General features: G+C 63.3%; 13 protein-coding genes. 6 read left to right on the forward strand and 7 right to left on the reverse strand.

The genetic code is table 11. The annotated features are described in order from the left end of the window. Positions 1 to 596 precede the first annotated feature (596 nt). Both B1729_RS16250 and B1729_RS16255 read right to left on the reverse strand, forming a co-directional pair. A complete protein-coding gene (locus B1729_RS16250; RefSeq protein ID WP_163616844.1) occupies positions 597 to 2,570 on the reverse strand; it encodes a hypothetical protein in 1,974 nt (657 codons plus the stop codon). Beyond that, positions 2,551 to 3,522: a glycosyltransferase gene (locus B1729_RS16255; RefSeq protein WP_239539684.1), complete on the reverse strand. Its 972-nt coding sequence runs from the start codon at positions 3,520 to 3,522 to the stop codon at positions 2,551 to 2,553. Before B1729_RS16255 ends, B1729_RS16250 begins: the two co-directional genes overlap by 20 nt. 107 nt (positions 3,523 to 3,629) lie before the next feature. Here B1729_RS16255 and B1729_RS16260 point away from each other — a divergent pair, with 107 nt between their 5' ends. Further along, complete coding sequence (locus tag B1729_RS16260) at positions 3,630 to 4,100, forward strand: GtrA family protein (RefSeq protein WP_204259992.1); 471 nt, start codon at positions 3,630 to 3,632, stop codon at positions 4,098 to 4,100. Positions 4,101 to 4,139: 39 nt separating this feature from the next. Here the strand turns inward: B1729_RS16260 and B1729_RS16265 are convergent, their stop codons facing one another. Beyond that, positions 4,140 to 5,543, reverse strand: a complete 1,404-nt coding sequence (locus tag B1729_RS16265) for a bifunctional dTDP-4-dehydrorhamnose 3,5-epimerase family protein/NAD(P)-dependent oxidoreductase (protein ID WP_163633824.1) — start codon at positions 5,541 to 5,543, stop codon at positions 4,140 to 4,142. After that, a complete protein-coding gene (gene rfbB, locus B1729_RS16270) occupies positions 5,543 to 6,541 on the reverse strand; it encodes a dTDP-glucose 4,6-dehydratase (RefSeq protein WP_163616840.1) in 999 nt (332 codons plus the stop codon). Before rfbB ends, B1729_RS16265 begins: the two co-directional genes overlap by 1 nt. Positions 6,542 to 6,608: 67 nt before the next feature. Between rfbB and rfbA the strand changes: the two genes are divergently transcribed. From rfbA to B1729_RS16285, 3 genes are all read left to right on the forward strand, one after another. Then, complete coding sequence (gene rfbA / locus B1729_RS16275) at positions 6,609 to 7,481, forward strand: glucose-1-phosphate thymidylyltransferase RfbA (RefSeq protein WP_163616838.1); 873 nt, start codon at positions 6,609 to 6,611, stop codon at positions 7,479 to 7,481. A gap of 105 nt (positions 7,482 to 7,586) precedes the next feature. Next, complete coding sequence (locus B1729_RS16280; RefSeq protein WP_163616836.1) at positions 7,587 to 9,533, forward strand: rhamnan synthesis F family protein; 1,947 nt, start codon at positions 7,587 to 7,589, stop codon at positions 9,531 to 9,533. Next, entirely contained in the window at positions 9,530 to 11,458 is a 1,929-nt protein-coding gene (locus tag B1729_RS16285; RefSeq protein WP_239525676.1) for a rhamnan synthesis F family protein, read from the forward strand. Before B1729_RS16280 ends, B1729_RS16285 begins: the two co-directional genes overlap by 4 nt. Here B1729_RS16285 and B1729_RS16290 read toward each other — a convergent pair. Together B1729_RS16290 and B1729_RS16295 are read right to left on the reverse strand one after the other, a co-directional pair. Beyond that, positions 11,436 to 12,278: an NAD-dependent epimerase/dehydratase family protein gene (locus tag B1729_RS16290; protein WP_163633826.1), complete on the reverse strand. Its 843-nt coding sequence runs from the start codon at positions 12,276 to 12,278 to the stop codon at positions 11,436 to 11,438. The two genes, B1729_RS16285 and B1729_RS16290, sit on opposite strands and share 23 nt — an antisense overlap. Continuing rightward, positions 12,275 to 13,363 (reverse strand): NAD-dependent epimerase/dehydratase family protein, encoded by a 1,089-nt coding sequence (locus B1729_RS16295; protein ID WP_163633828.1) that lies wholly within the window; start codon positions 13,361 to 13,363, stop codon positions 12,275 to 12,277. The genes B1729_RS16290 and B1729_RS16295 overlap by 4 nt, the downstream gene beginning before the upstream one ends. Before the next feature lie 120 nt (positions 13,364 to 13,483). Here B1729_RS16295 and B1729_RS16300 point away from each other — a divergent pair, with 120 nt between their 5' ends. Then, positions 13,484 to 14,395, forward strand: coding sequence for an ABC transporter permease (locus B1729_RS16300; RefSeq protein ID WP_239525674.1), 912 nt, complete (start codon positions 13,484 to 13,486; stop codon positions 14,393 to 14,395). Then, on the forward strand, positions 14,395 to 15,603 hold the full coding sequence (locus B1729_RS16305) for an ABC transporter ATP-binding protein (protein WP_163616830.1): 1,209 nt from the start codon (positions 14,395 to 14,397) through the stop codon (positions 15,601 to 15,603). Before B1729_RS16300 ends, B1729_RS16305 begins: the two co-directional genes overlap by 1 nt. 240 nt (positions 15,604 to 15,843) lie before the next feature. On the opposite strand, the gene B1729_RS16310 is transcribed toward B1729_RS16305, so the two are convergent. Further along, positions 15,844 to 17,892: an acyltransferase family protein gene (locus B1729_RS16310; protein ID WP_163633830.1), complete on the reverse strand. Its 2,049-nt coding sequence runs from the start codon at positions 17,890 to 17,892 to the stop codon at positions 15,844 to 15,846. Positions 17,893 to 18,255: the final 363 nt, after the last annotated feature.

Raw genomic sequence — 18,255 nt, forward strand, 5'->3', positions numbered from 1 at the left:
ACTGGTCAGCTGCAACCGGGGCGCATGCCGTGTGGTACGGGATTCTCGCCACCTGGGCAAGCACGGGTTACGAGCGCGGACCACTTCGCTACCCGACATCAGGCGAAGGATGTGGTCTGAGGGGCGGTGGATGCGAGCAGACGTTCCAGGATGGAACGATCTATTGGGCCCCGGAAATAGGATCGTTCGCCGTCCAAGAGCCCATGAGAAGCCGCTATGTGCAGCTCGGTTCGGTCGATAGCAAGCTCGGCTACCCGACGGGAACCCGCGTCTGCGGACTACGAGTGGGCGGCTGCTTCCAACAGTTCGAGAACGGGCGAGTATATTCAGTCGCGGGTCAAAGCCACGCGGTGTGGTTTGGGATGCTCGCGGCTTGGGCGAATGCCGGGTACGAGAACGGGCCCCTCGGCTATCCAATCGGGGAAGAAACCTGTGGATCGACCGAAGTCGGATGTCAGCAGGCGTTTGAGGGTGGTCAGATACTGTGGAGCGCCCGCGACGGCGCGCGAGTCATCCTTCGGTAGGTGCGACGCGGGCGTCAGACAATCCGGAGTGCGCCGACGACGGTAGGACCGATTGCGCGGAGAACCTCCGCGCTACGCGTCGACGCGGTACACCGTGTAGTCGATCCCGCTCCACGTGAACGTGGACAGTTCAGACAGGCACGCATCATCCAGCGGTTCGCTCGATACTGCGTACTGGAACTCAGGCATTCGTGCGGCAACGGTGCAGGGCGAGGCCTTGACCACGACGGTGTCGTTGGCGGGTTGCTCGAACTGGACGCCAGACTCGTCGGTCCATTCGAACGTGACGTGCAGACCTCCGCGATCCCACATCTCTCGGTGAGCGCCGCCCGGATCGAGCCTCTCCCACTGCTGGACGTCCGGGCCGATCTGCTGGCGGGCGCTCAGAGTCGGCGTTCCGGTCGCCATCATGAGTGAGTCCACGTACTGCGAGTTGGAAGCCCACACAGTTCCGTCCTCTCGGCTCGTCGCACCCCATTCCATGAATGCCTCCGCAGATGCACTCGCTCTCAGGTCGCCCAGTCCGACCACTATCGGCGCGGTCGCGAAGGTGAGCGACGCCGCGGCGACGGAGGCGATGGTGATGGACCACCATCGAAGCGGCCAGGCGATGAGGACGAAGATCACGCCACCTGTAATCAATGCGCTGGCCCAGATCATCGCAGACGTCAACCCGGCTATCTGAGCTGTCTGAAGGGAAGATCCGGCATATGCAGAAAGGAACGCCGCAGTGCCGCCGGCGACGAGGGGTACAGCGACTCGTTTCGAAGGCTTCCACTGGCTCATGTAAAGGCAGAAGGCGAGGATCGCGATGTAGCCGACGCCGAGCATCGCGCGGTTGCTGGGAACGCGGTTCACCAGTGGAATCGCCGCTCCGAAGGATCCCCAGCTCAATGTTCCCCAACTCAGCCAGAACAGCCCGGCGGCCACCAGGGGGATGAGTGCCGCGGCGAGAAGTGTTCCCCCTCGCCATCGGCTGGTCGCGAACAACAGAACGACAATTATCAGCAGGACAGTGAACGACGTCGCAATCTCGGACTGATTGAGCGGAAGCACAGTCCCGAGGTCCTCGAGCCAGCCCAGGTTGGTGGCTCCGAACACCATGCCTGCGGTTAGCGCTCCGCCGGTGCTCTTTCGGTCTCCGGGGTAGACGGTCGACAAGCCCGCCGTCACCGCTTCGCGGTTCTCCCAGAACAGGAGGAGAGTCCAGACCAGTCCCGATGCGGCGATCGCCGCGAGACCCCCGAGACGCTGCTTCCACGAGACGTCGCGCCACAGGAGGAAACCGGCGGTGGCGAGCACCACAGGGATCCCGATCACGATCGCGAGTGGCTGATAGTACGTGGGGAAGCGGGCCAGCAGTAGTCCGGCGACGATGATCGCGAGGGCGGCCCTTACCCACCGACGGTCCGAGAGTCGCTGGGCCCCGTAGATCGCAAGCGCGCAGCCGGCGAATATGAACCCAAGCGTGTTGACGGGCCTACCGGACCACCAGACGCTTCCTGGGGCGATGAATATGAGGAAGGCCGCGAAATAACCCCATCGCAAACGGCCAGAGATCTGTCGGAACCAGATCGGCACTCCGATGAAGAGCAGAAGAGTGGGCAGCCACCATTTCGCCGCGAACAGCATCTCGTGCGGGAACCACCCGCCCAGCGCGAGCGCCGTTCCATCGAAGAAGACGACAGCCGATATCGGTCCGCTGGGAAGCTGCGCGAAGAAGTCATTGGAAACGCTGAGGGGGGTGGAGTCCTCGGCGCCGGCGCGGGCGAGCTGACCGAGCCACAGCGGCGATTCTGTGCCCCACTCGTCAGATCGGATGCCTTGCGATGCGCCGATCTGAAGTCCGAGAGGCGCCTCAGGATCCTCTCGAAGTGCGTCGAAACCGATATTCGAGTTCGTGATGCCGAGGAGGACAAGGACGAGATACGCGATCAGAGGGCCGACCCACACCGCCCGGGTCCGTGCGAAGCGACCCCATCTCACCTTGGCGGTGATCAATTCTGTCGTCGCGGATGGAGGTCGCTCAATCGTTGTGTCGGCCATCGGATCCTGCGCCGTTCGCAAAGCATGGAGCCGCGTACAGCAGATAGTTGAGGCGGCTGAACTCACGGCGCGATTTCAGCACGCCATCGAGGATCAAGCCGATCATCCACGCCAGGAAGGCGACGATAACGATGCCGACGGTCAGTATCGCGGTCGGAAGGCGCGGCACGAGTCCCGTCTGGAGGAAATCGAGGACGACGGGGATTCCAACCAGGACACCCAGGAACGCGATGGCCACTCCGGTGAGCCCGTAGAAGAGCATCGGGCGTTCGTGGCGGATGAGTCCGATGATGAGACCCAGGATGCGGAAGCCATCGTGGTACGTCCGCAGCTTGCTCTCGCTTCCCGCCGGACGATCTTTGAAACCGACGGAGACTTCCTTCTGAGGTACGCGCAGGCTCATCGCATGCACGGTCAGTTCGGTCTCGATCTCGAACTCACGCGAGAGGGCCGGAAAGCTCTTCACGAAACGGCGGGAGAAGACCCGGTATCCGCTCAGCATGTCACTCACCGGAGATCCGAAGACACCACTCACAAACCAGTTAAATCCGCGATTGCCGAGTTCGTGGCCAGGGCGATAAGCGCCTGCCTCGGTTTCTCGACGCACGCCGAGCACGTGATCGTACGGGCCTTCCAGCAACGCATCGATCATGTCAGGCAGATCGGCGGTGGCATACGTGTCGTCGCCGTCGATCAGCACGTAGACATCAGCGTCGACGTCGGCGAACGCACGACGAACGACGTTGCCCTTTCCTTTTGTGTATTCGTGTCGGACGATCGCGCCGGCGTTGCGAGCGACGTCGACGGTCTCATCCGTGCTGGCATTGTCGTAGACGTAGATGTCCATATGTGGGACAGCTGCGCGCAGATCCGCGACGACTTTGCCGATGGCGAGGGCTTCATTGTGGCAGGGCACGATGGCAGCAACGCGCATCGCGGGGGCTTCGGGCACGGCTAACGACTCCTTGAACGCGCGGCTCTCTCACGGTGTCCGGCGGCAACCAAGCTATCATGGGGCGGTCGTCGGGTCCGGCACAGGGACGGGCAGAGGAGAGCGAATTGACCAAGGCAGAGCCGGGCGTGTTACGCAAGGGTGGAGCATTCCTTGTCGTCGGCGGACTCGCTTTCGTCGTCGATGCCGCGGTCTTCAACATTCTCGCCTTCGGGTTCACAGGCACGGGGCCGCTGTACGATCTGCCCATCGTTGCGAAGATCATCGCCATCCTGCTGGCGACAGTCGTGACGTACGTCGGCAACCGGTACTGGACGTTCGGCACTCGGCAGCTGACACGCCGCTTCTCGCGATACGCGATCTTCGTCGCGCTCAACATCGCCGCGATCGGGATCCAGGTCGGATGCCTGGCGTTCTCGCGGTATGTACTGGGTCTGGAAGGGCCGGTTGCCGACAACGTCTCCGGGACACTCATCGGACAAGCTCTCGCGACACTGTTCAGATTCTTCACATACGATCGCTGGGTCTTCCCGGACGACCACGGGACAGGCCGGCGGGTAGCGCTCGAGTCAGCGTGACAACCGCTGCCGTGACCGTTGCTGGCGCACGTCGCGCGACTAGCTCGCTCCGAGATACCTCTTCAGCGATTCATCGGCCGAGTGCGAGATGAACCCCGTGCCCTCCAACTTCGTCAGATCGAGAACGCTGTTGCGGGGGCGCGGCGCCACGGGGGTGGCCGCATCCGCGAAATACGTCTCGGTCGTGACGCGATCGACGCTGTTCGGGTCGTGTCCGGTCAGGTCGAATACGCGCCGCGCGATGTCAGCCCAGGTCGTCGGCTCACCGCTCCCAGTCAGGTTGTATGTGCCGTAGGGTGCTCGAGCCTGCAGCAGATGGCGGATGCCGCGAGCAACTTCGTCGGCGAACGTCAGTCGCCCACTCTGGTCGTCGATGACCTTCGGGCTGATGCCACGTTCGGCCAACGAGGCCATCGTGCGCACGAAGTTCTTGCCGTCGCCGATCACCCACGACGTCCGCACGATGTAGTGTCGCGGAACTGTAGCGACGACAGCGTCGCCGGCGGCCTTGGTCTGGCCGTAGACGCTGAGCGGTGAGATCGGATCGTCCTCGCGATAGGGGCGGTCGAGGGATCCATCGAAGACGTAGTCGCTCGAGACGTGCACGAGGGTGATCCCGTTCTCGATAGCGATCCGGGCGAGCGTGGCGACGCCCGAGACATTCGCCGCCCATGCATCGCGGCGCCCGTCAGCGGTCTCGGCGAGGTCGACCTCGGTGTGGGCGGCGGCGTTGATGATGGTGCCGAAATCGCGCCATCGCCATGTTGGTGGCGCGACGAGGTCGAATTCGGCACGAGTCGCGAAGACGACGTTGGAGGATGGGCCGAACTCGGCACGCAATGCGCGGCCGAGCTGGCCGTTCGCTCCGAGCACCAGGGTCTTGCGTGGGGCCATCGGCGTCACGTCTGAGAGACGAGGATGGGCGAGATCCTTGGGTGAGATCTCAACGTCATCGAGGGGGATGGGCCATGCGATGGCGGATGCCTCGTCCGCCAGGTTAAGGAACGTGTAGGTCGCGTCCGGCGACCAGTGGTCGTTCACCAGATAGACGTATGCGGTGTCGGCCTCGAGCGTCTGGTAGGCGTTTCCGACGCCGCGCGGTACGAAGATCGCACGCGAAGGGTCGATCTCGGTCGTGAACACGTTTCCGAAGGTCGGTCCCTCGCGCAGATCGACCCATGCACCGAAGATCTTGCCCGTGGCGACGGAGACCCATTTGTCCCACGGCTCCGCATGGATGCCACGTGTGGTGCCGACGGCGTCATTGAACGAGATGTTGTTCTGGACCGGGAGGAAGTCGGGGAGGCCCGCGGCGACCATCTTCTCCCGCTGCCAGTTCTCCTTGAACCAGCCCCGACTGTCGCCGTGTACGGGAACGTCCCACACGACCAACCCGGGAATCGCCGTCTCGGTTGCATGGAGTGCCTTACCGAAATCGGTCATCACTGACCCTTCGAGGCGTAGAACGCCTCCGTCGAGGCCTTGGCCGGAGCCCACCACTGGTCATGGCTCCGATACCAGTCGATCGTCGCGGCCAGTCCGGCCTCGAAGTCCTGGAAACTGGGCGACCAGCCGAGCTCGGTGCGCAGTCTTGTCGCGTCGATCGCATAGCGCAGATCGTGGCCGGCCCGGTCGCTGACGTGGTCGTAGGCGTCGCGCGGCCTGCCCATCAGTTCGAGGATGAGCTCGACGACCTCTTTGTTGTTCTTCTCGCCGTCGGCGCCGATCAGGTAGGTCTCGCCGATCACACCCTTCTCGAGAATGGTGAGCACCGCCGAAGAGTGGTCGTCGGCGTGAATCCAGTCACGGACGTTCTCGCCTTTGCCGTAGAGCTTCGGTCGCACTCCGGTCAGAACATTCGTTATCTGGCGCGGGATGAACTTCTCGATGTGCTGGTACGGCCCGTAGTTGTTCGAGCAGTTGGAGATCGTCGCGCGCACGCCGAACGAGCGGACCCATGCGCGGACCAGGAGGTCGCTGCCGGCCTTCGTCGACGAGTAGGGGCTCGAGGGGTTGTAGGGGGTCGACTCAGTGAAGCGGGCGGGGTCGTCGATTTCGAGATCGCCGTACACCTCGTCGGTCGAGATGTGGTGGAGTCGCGTTCCATGCCGGCGCGCTGCCTCAAGCAGCGTGTACGTGCCGATGATGTTGGTGTCGAGGAACGGGCGCGGATCGTGGAGCGAGTTGTCGTTGTGCGACTCAGCGGCGTAATGCACCACCGCATCTGCGTCGGTGAACAGTTCGTCGACCAGCGCAGCATCTGCGATGTCCCCTTGGACGAATCTGAGACGGTCGTTGGGGAGCCCGTCGAGCGAAGCTCGATTTCCTGCGTACGTGAGCTTGTCGAGGACTGTCACGTGATCGTCCGTGGAGCCGATCACGTGGTGGACGAAATTGGAGCCGATGAAGCCGGCACCCCCGGTGACGAGGAGTCTGCGCATTAGCCCAGCCTACCGGGAGCACCTCCACCGGTTTGGAGTAGCCGTGAGGATGGCCGAGACTAGAGGAATGCGCGGCATCATTCTCGCCGGGGGCACGGGCTCCCGGTTGCATCCGATCACTCTTGGCGTCTCCAAGCAGCTGGTGCCGGTGTATGACAAGCCGATGATCTACTACCCGTTGTCGACACTGATCCTCGCTGGTATCCGCGACATCCTGGTCATCACCACGCCCCACGACGCGGACCAGTTCGCCAGGGTGCTCGGGGATGGCTCGCGGTTCGGCGTCAACATCACGTACAAACAGCAGCCTTCGCCCGACGGTCTCGCCCAGGCGTTCATTCTGGGCCGCGAGCATATCGGCTCCGACACAGTCGCACTCGTCCTCGGCGACAACATCTTCTACGGCCAGGGCATGGGCACGCGTCTTCGCCAGTACAGCGATCTGAACGGCGGAGTCGTCTTCGGGTACCGAGTCGAGGATGCGACGGCGTATGGCGTTGTCGAATTCGACGCGACGGGCAAGGTCGTATCGCTGGAAGAGAAGCCGGCGGTGCCCAAGAGCCACTACGCGGTCCCCGGCCTGTACTTCTACGACAACCAGGTCATCGACATCGCAGCCAACCTCAAGCCTTCGCCCAGGGGTGAGCTCGAGATCACGGATGTGAACCTGGAGTACCTCGCTCGAGGCGAGCTCAAGGTGCAGCTGCTGCCGCGTGGGACGGCCTGGCTCGACACCGGCACATTCGACTCGCTGAGCGAAGCGACGGAGTTCATCCGAACCGTTGAGAAGCGGCAGGGCCTGTCCATCGGATGCCCCGAGGAAGTGGCATGGCGCATGGGTTTTCTCACCGATGACGAGCTGAGGCGAATCGCCGAGCCGCTGATCAAGAGCGGTTACGGGAAGTACCTCCTGTCGGCTCTCGAACAGGGGCGGAGCTGACCCGCTCGTAGGATGGGAAGAGGCGCTGGTGCGCAGCGGGCGGCATCGCAGATGCTGACTCCGACGGCGAATTGAGGGTGAAAATTGCAGAAAAGCGCAGTCTCGGTGGATGAGCCGATCGTCTACCCTGCGAACGGCAAACGGGTCGTCTTCTATCTGTTCCACGATTCGCGGGGCGATGTCGATGACTACATCGTTCACAAATTGGACGCGCTGAGGCCGCACGTCGAGCACATCTTTGTGGTCGTGAACGGAAAACTCACCGATCTCGGCCGCGAGCGCTTGGCTCCTGTGGCCGATACGGTGTGGCAGCGTGAGAACGTGGGCTTCGATGTCGGCGGCTACAAAGACGCGCTCGAGGAGTTCGGTCAGCGTCGACTGGCCGAATACGACGAACTCATCTTGATGAATTACACGTGGTTCGGCCCTGTTCGTCCCTTCGCGCCAGTCTTCGATCGAATGAACGCATCGGCTGTCGACTTCTGGGGTGTCACGGATCACGCGGAGGAGCCGCCGGATCCGTCAACCGGAAGAGGCGGACTGCACCGTCACTTGCAGACCCACTGGATCTCCGTCCGTCGGCGGATGTTCCTCTCTCAGACGTGGTCTGAATACTGGCGCGACATGCCGAAGATGACGAGCTACGCCGATTCGATTCTGCATCACGAGGCGCGGTTCACACACCACTTCGAGGCACTCGGGTTTCGTTCCGCGGTCGCCTTCTCCTCCGCGGACTACCCATCCGATAACCCCGCGATCTTCAATGCGGACCTGCTGCTCGCAGACGGATGCCCGATTCTGAAGAGGCGACAGTTCTTTCACTATCCGCCGTTCCTCGACAGACATGCAGTAATCGGCCGCTGGACGTTGAAGGAGGCTGAGAAATATGACTACCCAGTCTGGATGATCCTCCGAAATCTCGCGCGCAATGTCGCCCCCCATACGCTCAACGCCGACCTCGCGATGCTCGAAGTCCTTCCTGATGTGGATGTCACCGCTCCGAGCAACGCGCCGATGCGCATCGCGGTCGTGGCGCACGTCGATCACCTGGAACTCGCCCGTGACCTGTTGCGTCGCGTCGCGATGTTCCCGAGTCCCTTCGACCTGTATGTGACCACGACCAATCCTGCATGGCCGAGTGAGATCGAATCGATCCTCGGCGGGATGGACGTGGCCAAGATGGAGACGCACGAGATCCGCGTCATTCCCGTGCGCGGAGGGAACGACATGAGCGCCTTCTTCGTCGGGTGTCGCGACGTGCTCAGTGCGGGAGCTTACGACCTCGTAGCCAAGGTTCGCACGATGCCTTCTTCCCGCAGGACGTCAAACGCCGATCGATATGTGGCGCGACAGCAACTCGAGAGCCTGATGAGTTCATCTGGCTACATCGCGAATCTGCTCGCCCTCTTCACGAGGGAGGTCGGTCTCGGTGTCGTCTTCCCGCCGATGGCGCACATCGGTTTCGATCGGATGGGCCGCGGCTGGGGAGTCGACGGCGCCCAGGCGGTCGAACTCATGAAAGCGCTGAAGATCCGGGTTCCTGCCGATGACGTATCGCCATTGGCGCCGGTCGCAGGGATGTGGGTGGCTCGCCCGGAGGCTCTTCGCTTGATCGCGGATTTCGACTGGTCGTATCAGAGCTACGCCAAGGGCTCTTCGAGCAAGGGCACGAGGCTTGCATACGCTCAAGAACTGATCGTCGTACATGCCGCGGGGGAGCGCGGGTACCACACGCGGACGGTGCTCAATGAGTCGCATGCGTCGATCAGCCACACCTCCCTCGAGTACAAGGTCGATCAGCTGCTCTCCACGACCATCGGTTACCCGCATGATCAGATCCAGTTCCTCCACCGCGCAGGCTGGATGGGCCGAGCAGGCCTGCCGGCCCTGTCTCGGATGTATCTGCGCCTGCATTGGCCACGCACGGCGCGGCTCCTGCTGCCGCTCAACAACGTGACGCGCCGGGCAATTTACATGCTCCGCGCTCTCCGGTCGAGCCCTGAGAATCTGTCACCCGCCGAGAATACGCCTGACGAAGGTTCACGATCTTGACCAACCTGTCCGCTGAGTCCACCAGCCGCGCACGCTTCCCCGAGGGTGGGAAGCGCATCATCATCTATGTCGTGTTCGACCGCCGGGGAGGTGTGGACAGATACATCGTCCACGCGCTGGAAGCTTTGCGTGATAACGCGGATCACATCTTCGTGGTGGTCAACGGCTCGCTGAGTGAAGAGGGGCGATCGAGCCTTGAACCCGTTGCGGATACGATCCTGGTTCGGGAAAACGTGGGTTTCGACATCTGGGGCTACAAGGCCGCACTCGACGCACTCGGCGCTGACCTCGAGCAGTATGACGAGGTCCTGCTCACCAACGACACGTGGTACGGGCCGGTTCGTTCATTCCGCGATCTCTTCGATCGGATGGACGCGGAGGCCGTGGACTTCTGGGGATTGACCGACCATCAGATGGAGAAGGTCAACCCATTCACGAACGTCGGCACGCTTCCCGCGCACATCCAGTCGTACTGGACGGTCGTCCGACGCAACATGTTCCAATCCGACGAGTGGAAGACCTACTGGCGAGACCTCCCTCCTATGGAGGGCTACCTCGACGCGGTTCTCAAGCACGAAACCATCTTCACGGAGCGGTTCGCGAACGCAGGGTTCGCCTGGGTTTCGGCGTTCCCGGAGTCTTCGTACCCGACCAAGAATCCAACTCTGTTCAATTCGGAGATGCTCATCGAAGACGGATGTCCGGTGGTGAAGCGACGCCCGATGTTCCACTTTCCACCCCTTCTGGATCGCAATGCCGTCATCGGACGCTGGACGCTCGAGGCAGTCGAACGCCACGGGTACCCCATGCCGTTGATGCTAGAGAATCTGGCTAAGAACGTCGCGCCGAGGGACTTGAACGCGGACGCGAACCTGCTCGAGGTTCTCCCGGAGGTCGACGTCTCGTATGACCCGACGCGCCCCCTCCGCATCGTTGTCGTCGCTCACATCTTCTACGACGAGATGACGGACGAGATCCTTGATCGAGCCGACACCCTTCCCGGCGCCTATGACCTCGTGGTCACGACGCCGGACTCAGAAAAGGCCGAGGCGATCGCCGACATCATCGGCCGACGCCCGCGCGAAGGCCGTCACGTCGACATCAGGGTGCTCGAGTCCAACGATGGACGTGATCAGAGTGCCTTCCTTGTGGCATGTCGCGACATCATCCTCAGCGATTCCTACGATCTGCTGGTCAAGCTGCACTCGAAGAAGACCGTTCAGGACGGCTTCAACATCGGCCGCCATTTCAAGACCCAGCAGTTCACGAACCTGCTCAACAGCGAGGGCTATACAGCGAATCTCCTCGCCCTGTTCCAGAAGGAGCCCGGCCTCGGTCTCGTCTACCCACCGACGATCCACATCGGGTATCCGACAATGGGTCGCGGGTGGTGGTCGAACAAGCCCGGCTTCGCGGCGTTGTGCGACAGACTCGGGATCCGAGTACCGCTGGACGACATCTCACCGCTTGCGCCGTACGGCTCCATGTATATCGCTCGCCCCGAGGCGCTGCGGTTGATGGTTGCGAATGAGTGGACCTTCCAGGACTTCGCCGGCCCCGACGCGTATCGCGACGGGGGCTTGGCGCACATTCTCGAGCGGATGCCGTCATACGCCGCCGGTGAGCTCGGGTTCCACACGCGCACCGTCTCGACGGCAGAGTACATGTCCATCAGTCACACGGCCTTCGACTTCAACCTGGATCACATCGCGATGACGATTCCCGGCTGGATCGATGAGCAGGTGCTGCTGATCCGTCGCGCAGGCTTCATGGGCGAAGGTCGTCTGAAGAACATCGCGCGCATGTATCTGGCCGTGAATCGACCGGAGCTTGCCCCGAAGCTCGAGCGGCTGATACCCAAGGTCGCGCGCGCGCGACATCTGTTCTGGAAGGCACGGCACCCTAGGACGTGGAGGCGCGGCTGACGATTTCGTTGATCCGCTCGGCGTCGCCCCAAATCGCAGGGGAGTCGTAGGGCCGGTCAGGGAACGCCCCGTATTCGAGTGAGATGTCAAGGCCGCGCTGGGCGATGAACTCCTCGACCTTGTCGGCGAGCGACACGGGAACTCCGGTGCAGCAGTTGACGATCCCCGTCGCATCCGGCGCCCCGAACAGCGCAGCGATCTGCACGCCGAGTTCGCTGACCTCGATGAAGTCGAACTTGTTCGTACCCGTCGTGAAGGGGAAGGTGCGCTTGCCGGCATCCGCCGCATCGAGCACTCGGGCGAAGATCGAGTTGTTCCGGCGGTCATCCCCGAAGATGTAGAAGCAGCGGGCCCACGTGAAGCTCGTCGTCGCCGAGATCGCCTGGGCGAGCGATTTGCGCAGTGCGTCCTTCGCGATGCCGTACTGCGACATCGGTGCTGTCGGGGTCGCCGCGTCGATCGCACCCTCCCAGTACCCGACCTCGTGCATCGTGCCGAGGGCGACGATTCTCGGGACGCCCGCTGCGGCAGCGGCGGTCAGAAGCCGGAAATGCGCCGAGACGTTCATCATGTGCGCGGGCGAGTTGTGTGCGAAGCCGTCCTGCCAGGCGAGGTGCACTATTCCGGAGGCTGTGGGGATATCGGTCGCGAACTCTTCCGAGAGCACGTCGATCTCGAGCACGTCGGCGCGCGGATCGAGTGTGGCGCCCGAGCCCGGGCGCACCACCGCGGTGACGGAATGCCCGCGATCGAGCAACGACTCCACCACGTGCGGACCGAGGTAGCCGCCCGCGCCGGTTACCAGGACCGGGGCGGTCATCTGCCGCCTCCGACCGGCGCCAGTGATGTGTACCAGTGCACGTAGTCGCTGATCCCATCTCTCCACCCGATGCTTGGGCTCCATCCGAGTTCGGTCCGTCCGAGCGTCGTCTCGGTCCACGCGTGCCGGACATCGCCGTCACGATACCTTCCGGTGACCGCGGGTTCGGCACCACCGACGATCGAGCTCACGAGTCGCGCGACCTCGAGGATCGGCGTTGCCTCACCCGACCCGACATCGATGACGCGTGCCGCCCCGGGGCGGGGGTTCTGCATTGCTGTCTCGAACGCCCGCGCGACATCCTCCACATGTACGAAGTCGCGGGTCATGAGTCCGTCCTCGAATACATCGATGGGCTCCCCGCGCCCGGCTATCTGAACGAAGAGCGGCAGAAGACCCGTGTACGGGTTGATCAGCGACTGGCCTGGACCGTACACGTTCTGCAGACGGAGAATGGTGAGCTCGACGTCACGCGATCCGCACCACGCAGACAGCATCGTGTCCTGCGCGTGCTTGGTGGCGCCGTAGATGCTCGTGGGGTGGGCGGGTGTCACACCCGCGACCGAGGGCTGAGGGTCGGCATCCGGAAAATCCCACTGGCCGGCGGCCAGTTGCCGATGGGTGCGCTGGCCTGGGGAGAACAAATCGCCGCTCGATCGGCTGCGCCACAGCCCCTCGCCATAGACCGCGCGACTCGAGGCGATCAGGATGTGCGCGGGGACCGCGTCGTGCTGGGCGAGCCGGTCGAGCATCACCGCCGTGCCACCCACGTTCACCGCAGCGAAACGAGTCGCGTTGTCGAGTGAGAGCCCGGTGTCGGTCTCTGCGACGAGGTGGACGACGATGTCGGGTCGGACATCCTGCAGGAGAGCGGACCATGTTTCGGGCTCGGTGATGTCTGCGATGACGAGTTCGGCGTCCTCCGTCAGCCCGGCCGGGCGGCGGGGACTCGCATGGATGCGAGGATTCAGCGAATCCACAGCGATCCACCGATCGGCGGTGGCCGCGAGCCGCGAGGCCAGTGCGCATCCCACGAAACCGGCGCCTCCAGTGACGAGGACGCTGCCCAAGTGCTGTTCGGGCATGGCACTCCTTGCTGATGACGGGAACGGTTCTCATACGAGCCTATAGGTGGCCGCCGCCGGCTTGCCGACGAGGCATCGGGTACAGTAGGTGAGTTGATCTAAGCGACATGAGTGGGGCCCTTGGGAACTTCGGAACGATTCAGCAGGCTGGCCGCGGCCCCCTTCTCGACTATTGACGCGCGCGGTTTTCGAGCCCGCGGAAGGGGCGGCAAGGTCGGGGAGATCTTCACCCGCCGACAGCTCCTCGGGCTCCTCATCCGGCGTGACCTCCAGGCGCGCTATCGCGATAGCTTCCTCGGGTTCCTTTGGACGCTGATCCGGCCGATCATCCAGTTCCTGATGTACTTCATCGTGCTGGGACAGTTCCTCGGCGCGGCGAAGGGGATCCCCGATTTCGCCATCTATCTCTTCTCCGGTCTCACGCTGTACTCGTTCTTCTCGGACATGGTGTTCGGGTCAACAGCGTCGATCCTCAACAACGCCGGCCTGGTCAAGAAGATCTACCTCCCCCGCGAGGTCTTTCCGTTGGCGAGCGTCGGCGCGGCCGGCTTCATGTTCTTCGTCCAGGTCATCGTGCTCTCTGGCGCGGCGCTCCTGTTCAACGCTCTCCCCTCGCCGATCGAAATGCTGTGGTTCGTCCCCTCCGTGATTCTCATCCTGGTCTGGGGTCTGGCCATCGGCATCCTGCTGTCCGCACTGAACGTCTATCTCCGTGATGTCCAGTACTTGACGGAAGTGGCGATGATGCTGGCCATGTGGGGATCGCCGATCGTCTACTCGTGGACGATGGTGCAGAGCGTGTTCGACAGTTTCGGCCTGCCGGCATGGGCGCTCGAGATCTACATCAACAACCCCGTCACTTTGGGCGTCCTCGGCTTCCATCGCGCATTCTGGGGTGCCGGAACCTCGGCAGATTACCCCGACCACCTCGCCTTGCGGATGCTCATAGCGGGAGTGATCGGGTTGATTGTTCTGGTCGTTTCCCACCGTGCGTTCACGCGCCTGCAGGGCAACTTCGCACAGGAGCTCTAGTGAAGAAGTCGAAAGAGACCGGACCCGAGATCGTCCGGATCACCGGAGTGACAAAGCACTTCCGTGTCCGCAAGGACAACACCCTCAAGGAGCGTGTCGTTCATCTGGGGCGCCGCGGACGAGCGCATCGCGAAGACTTCATCGCCATCGACGATGTGACCCTGGCTGTAAACGCCGGTACCACGGTGGGACTCCTCGGCCCGAACGGCTCCGGCAAGAGCACACTCCTCAAACTGATCGGCGGGATCCTCTCGCCGACGTCCGGCGAGGTCCAGTCACGTGGAAGCGTCGCCGCGCTGCTCGAACTCGGCGCCGGCTTCCACCCTGATCTGAGCGGCCGCGAGAACGTCTACCTGAACGCATCGATCCTCGGTCTGTCCCGAGCTGAGACCGACGCTCAATTCCCGAATATCCTCGAGTTCAGCGGGATCGGCGACTTCATCGACACTCAGGTGAAGTTCTACTCTTCGGGCATGTTCGTCAGGCTCGCGTTCGCGGTTGCCGTGCACACAGACCCCGACATCCTCTTGGTAGACGAAGTGCTGGCGGTCGGCGATGAGGCATTCCAGCGGAAGTGCATGGACCGGATCGCGCAGTTCCGTCAAGAGGGACGGACGATCATCCTCGTGAGTCACTCGGCTGCGCAGGTCGCAGAGCTCTGCGACCGGGGTATCGTTCTCAGCGCGGGCAAAGTGGTCTTCGACGGCGAGGCCAACGACGCCATCGGAGCACTGCGCGACATCCTCGAGGGGCGCCGGGTCGGCGAGGCGCGTCCCGAAGAGACGACGCACACGATCGAGGTGAAGCAGATCGAGCTGCTTGATGAATTCGGGGCTCCCTCCAACTCCATCAGCGAGGGCGACGCCGTGACGATTCGCATTCATGTCGACGCGTTGCACGAAGTCGAGGAGTGGGCCGCGGGCTTCAGCATCGACACGCCCCTGGGCCAGATGGTGCTGGCGTCGAACACGACCTGGTTGGAAGTGACGCTCGCGCCGATCATCGGGGAGGTCGCAGTGGACTTCCACATCGACCAAGCCCATTTCGGTCCCGGGCAGTATTACATCAACGCGAATGTTTCAGGCATCAGCGAGCCGAGCTCGCACTCTTTCATGCAGGGTGCGATGCTGACCGTGCACGGAAGTGACACAACCCAGGGCACTGTCTCGGCAGCGGTGGAAATCCGGGAGGCGACCGACCGAGTATGACCCGGTCCTACCTACTGTGGTGCGGGGAGTGAGCGGCAGTCTCCGCGCCCATAGGCTCCTGCGTTCGCCACGGTGTCGGTTGCTGGCGACGGAGTCGGCTTACGACGCGCTTGCCGCGGAACTGGTCCACCGGATTCGATGCGGTATGCGCCGCCGGAGGAGCGCTGTGCACGCAGAGCTTCGAGTGCGGTCAGCGGGTTTCGATCGGCGCCGGGCCAGCGACGAGGCGAGGCCAGATCACTACCGGCTCGTCGGGGTTACGTGCGCCGCGTCCAGCCTCTCGCCGAGCGGAGTGGCGAGGATCGTGGAAAGGGTGTTCGTCAAGTGGGAACCAGGTGTGTCCTGGTACACGATGGCGTTCCCGAGAACGAGCTTGCAGGCCGAATCATCGCAGAAGATGTCGGTCAGATCGATGAGAGGCACGCCGAGCTCGGCGCTGAGGGCAGGGAGTCCATCCGGGTACACGTCGAGCGCGTCCGCGACGGGAGTCGCGCACTTCGCTGCCGCAGCGGCGGACCCCCCGCTATCGTCAACGCACGCGTGGGAATTCGTGGGGTTGAACGGGATGTCGGCAATCAGCGCCAGCGGAACGCCCGCATCATGCAGGGCGGTGACGTAGGACACCCGAGCGTCTGCCGGTGTCGCAGACATTCTGAATGAGCTGTAGAGGACGAGATCGTAGCCACCGTGCACGATCGAGTCGAGCCATTCAGGGCTGCCCGAGCACGCCTCGCCGCTGCCGTTGTCGCAGTTCATGCCCACATAGGTCGTCAGGCGCCAGCCGCGCTGCTCTGCGAGTGCCTTGAGCCCCGGAATCAGATGTGCGGCGTGGGAGTCGCCGGCGATGGCGACTGAGAAATCGGCGTCCGGACTGCCGTACTGGCATGACGACGGCTCTCCACCGCCCATGTCGAAGCAGTCGTACATCACGGCGAAGTCGAGCTTGCGGTCAGCGACCAAGGGCGTCAGCGGCGCATCCGGCACCGTGGTCGCCGCGACGCTCGGTGCCGGCATTGCCGCCTGCTGGCGCGCTGCCGCGGCCGACGCCTGGTTCATCCCGAAGATCACGGAACCCGTGAGGGCTGTCACGGCCAGCATCCCGACAGCCGCCGGATAGAAAGATCGGCGCACGGTGACACGCCACATGGCCCCGAACCGGAAAGGATCCTCGATGAGGATTTTGCTGACGGCTGCCAGCAGAATCGTCAGCGCGATGATCCCGAGCTTGCTGAATCCGTCAAGCGCTGCGCCGAGTGCGAATGGCGCGACGATGATGAGCGGCCAGTGCCAGAGGTAAATGCCATACGAGATGTCACCGAGGTAGGTAAGTGGGCGCACGCGTGACGTGACGGCAGGCGAGAACAGTCCAGGCACGTTGCCCGCCCAGAGGAAGAGGCACGTTCCCAGTACCGGGACCAGCGCCGCGGTGCCTGGGAACGGCGTCGTCTCGGTGATGAGGAGGGCGGAGCCGAAGATGAGGGCGAGTGACGTCCAGGATGCCACTGTTCGAACCACGATCGCGCGGCGCGGGGGCCCCGTCTCGAAGCCGGCGTTCGGGATGAACGCGAGCAAGCCACCCGCCGCGAACTCCCATGCGCGGGTCGTGGTCGCGAAGTAGGCGAGGCCGGGCTCGGTCGCGGTCAGCCATAGCGACGCAGCGAGAGAGCCGACGAAGACCAAGGCGATGGCGATGAGTCCGAAGAGACGGATTCTGCTGGGCTCCGCGGCGCTGGGGGAGCCGAGCCTGGACCGCCGATCGCGCCCGGTCCTGCGGGCGATGAGGATCGCGACGAGGAGAAGGAGCGGCCAGAAGATGTAGAACTGCTCCTCAGCCGATAGCGACCAGAAGTGCTGCGAGATCACCGGCTGCTGATTCTGCTCGAGGTAGTTCACCGAACTGCTCGCGAGCGACCAGTTCTCGACATAGAAGGCGGAGGCGAGGATGTTGCGCAGGTTTGCGCGCCATTCAGATTGGGGGAGGAAAGCCAGCACCAGCCCGACCGACACAAGGAGGACCACGCTCGCCAGGGGCAGCAAGCGACGGGCGCGGTTTCCCCAGAACGAGAACAGGCGCAATCCGTCGGATTGCGTACTGCTGCGCAGAAGGTGGGAGGAGATCAGATAGCCGGAGATGACGAAGAACACGTCGACCCCCACGAAACCACCGGGCAGGCGGCCGGGCCAGAGGTGGTACACCACGACGATACCGACTGCGACCGCACGCAGTACCTGGATCTCGGGTCGGAAGCCTGACGGGGCCGACTTGCGGCTCTCAGCTCCTGCGCTCACGATCGCGACAGCTGGCTTCCGTCTCGGGGACGACAGAGCGGACTGACGATGCATCCGGTCATCTCGCCTCTCCTGCCCTCGCTTCGCACCACCGAGCGGATCGCGCGGGATCGTTACGTGACGAGTCTACCGGAGGCGGTCCTGAGAGAAGACTCCGGCCGCGGGCGTCAGCGAGGCGTGGGTCTACGACGGTGATGGGTATTATGGAGCGTGCCGAATAGCCCGGCGGCGTGACGATCGGGTGAGCAGCGTGATCGGTGAGGGCGCTCGGATCTGCCAGGAGCTCGACGCGACCGCCAGAGTGTAGGGGACGATCCGTTCATCATGAATCAGGTCTTTATCGCGCGCGATGGACACCTCCCC

Source organism: Microbacterium sp. B35-04 (genome assembly GCF_010634885.1).
Classification (GTDB): domain Bacteria; phylum Actinomycetota; class Actinomycetes; order Actinomycetales; family Microbacteriaceae; genus Microbacterium.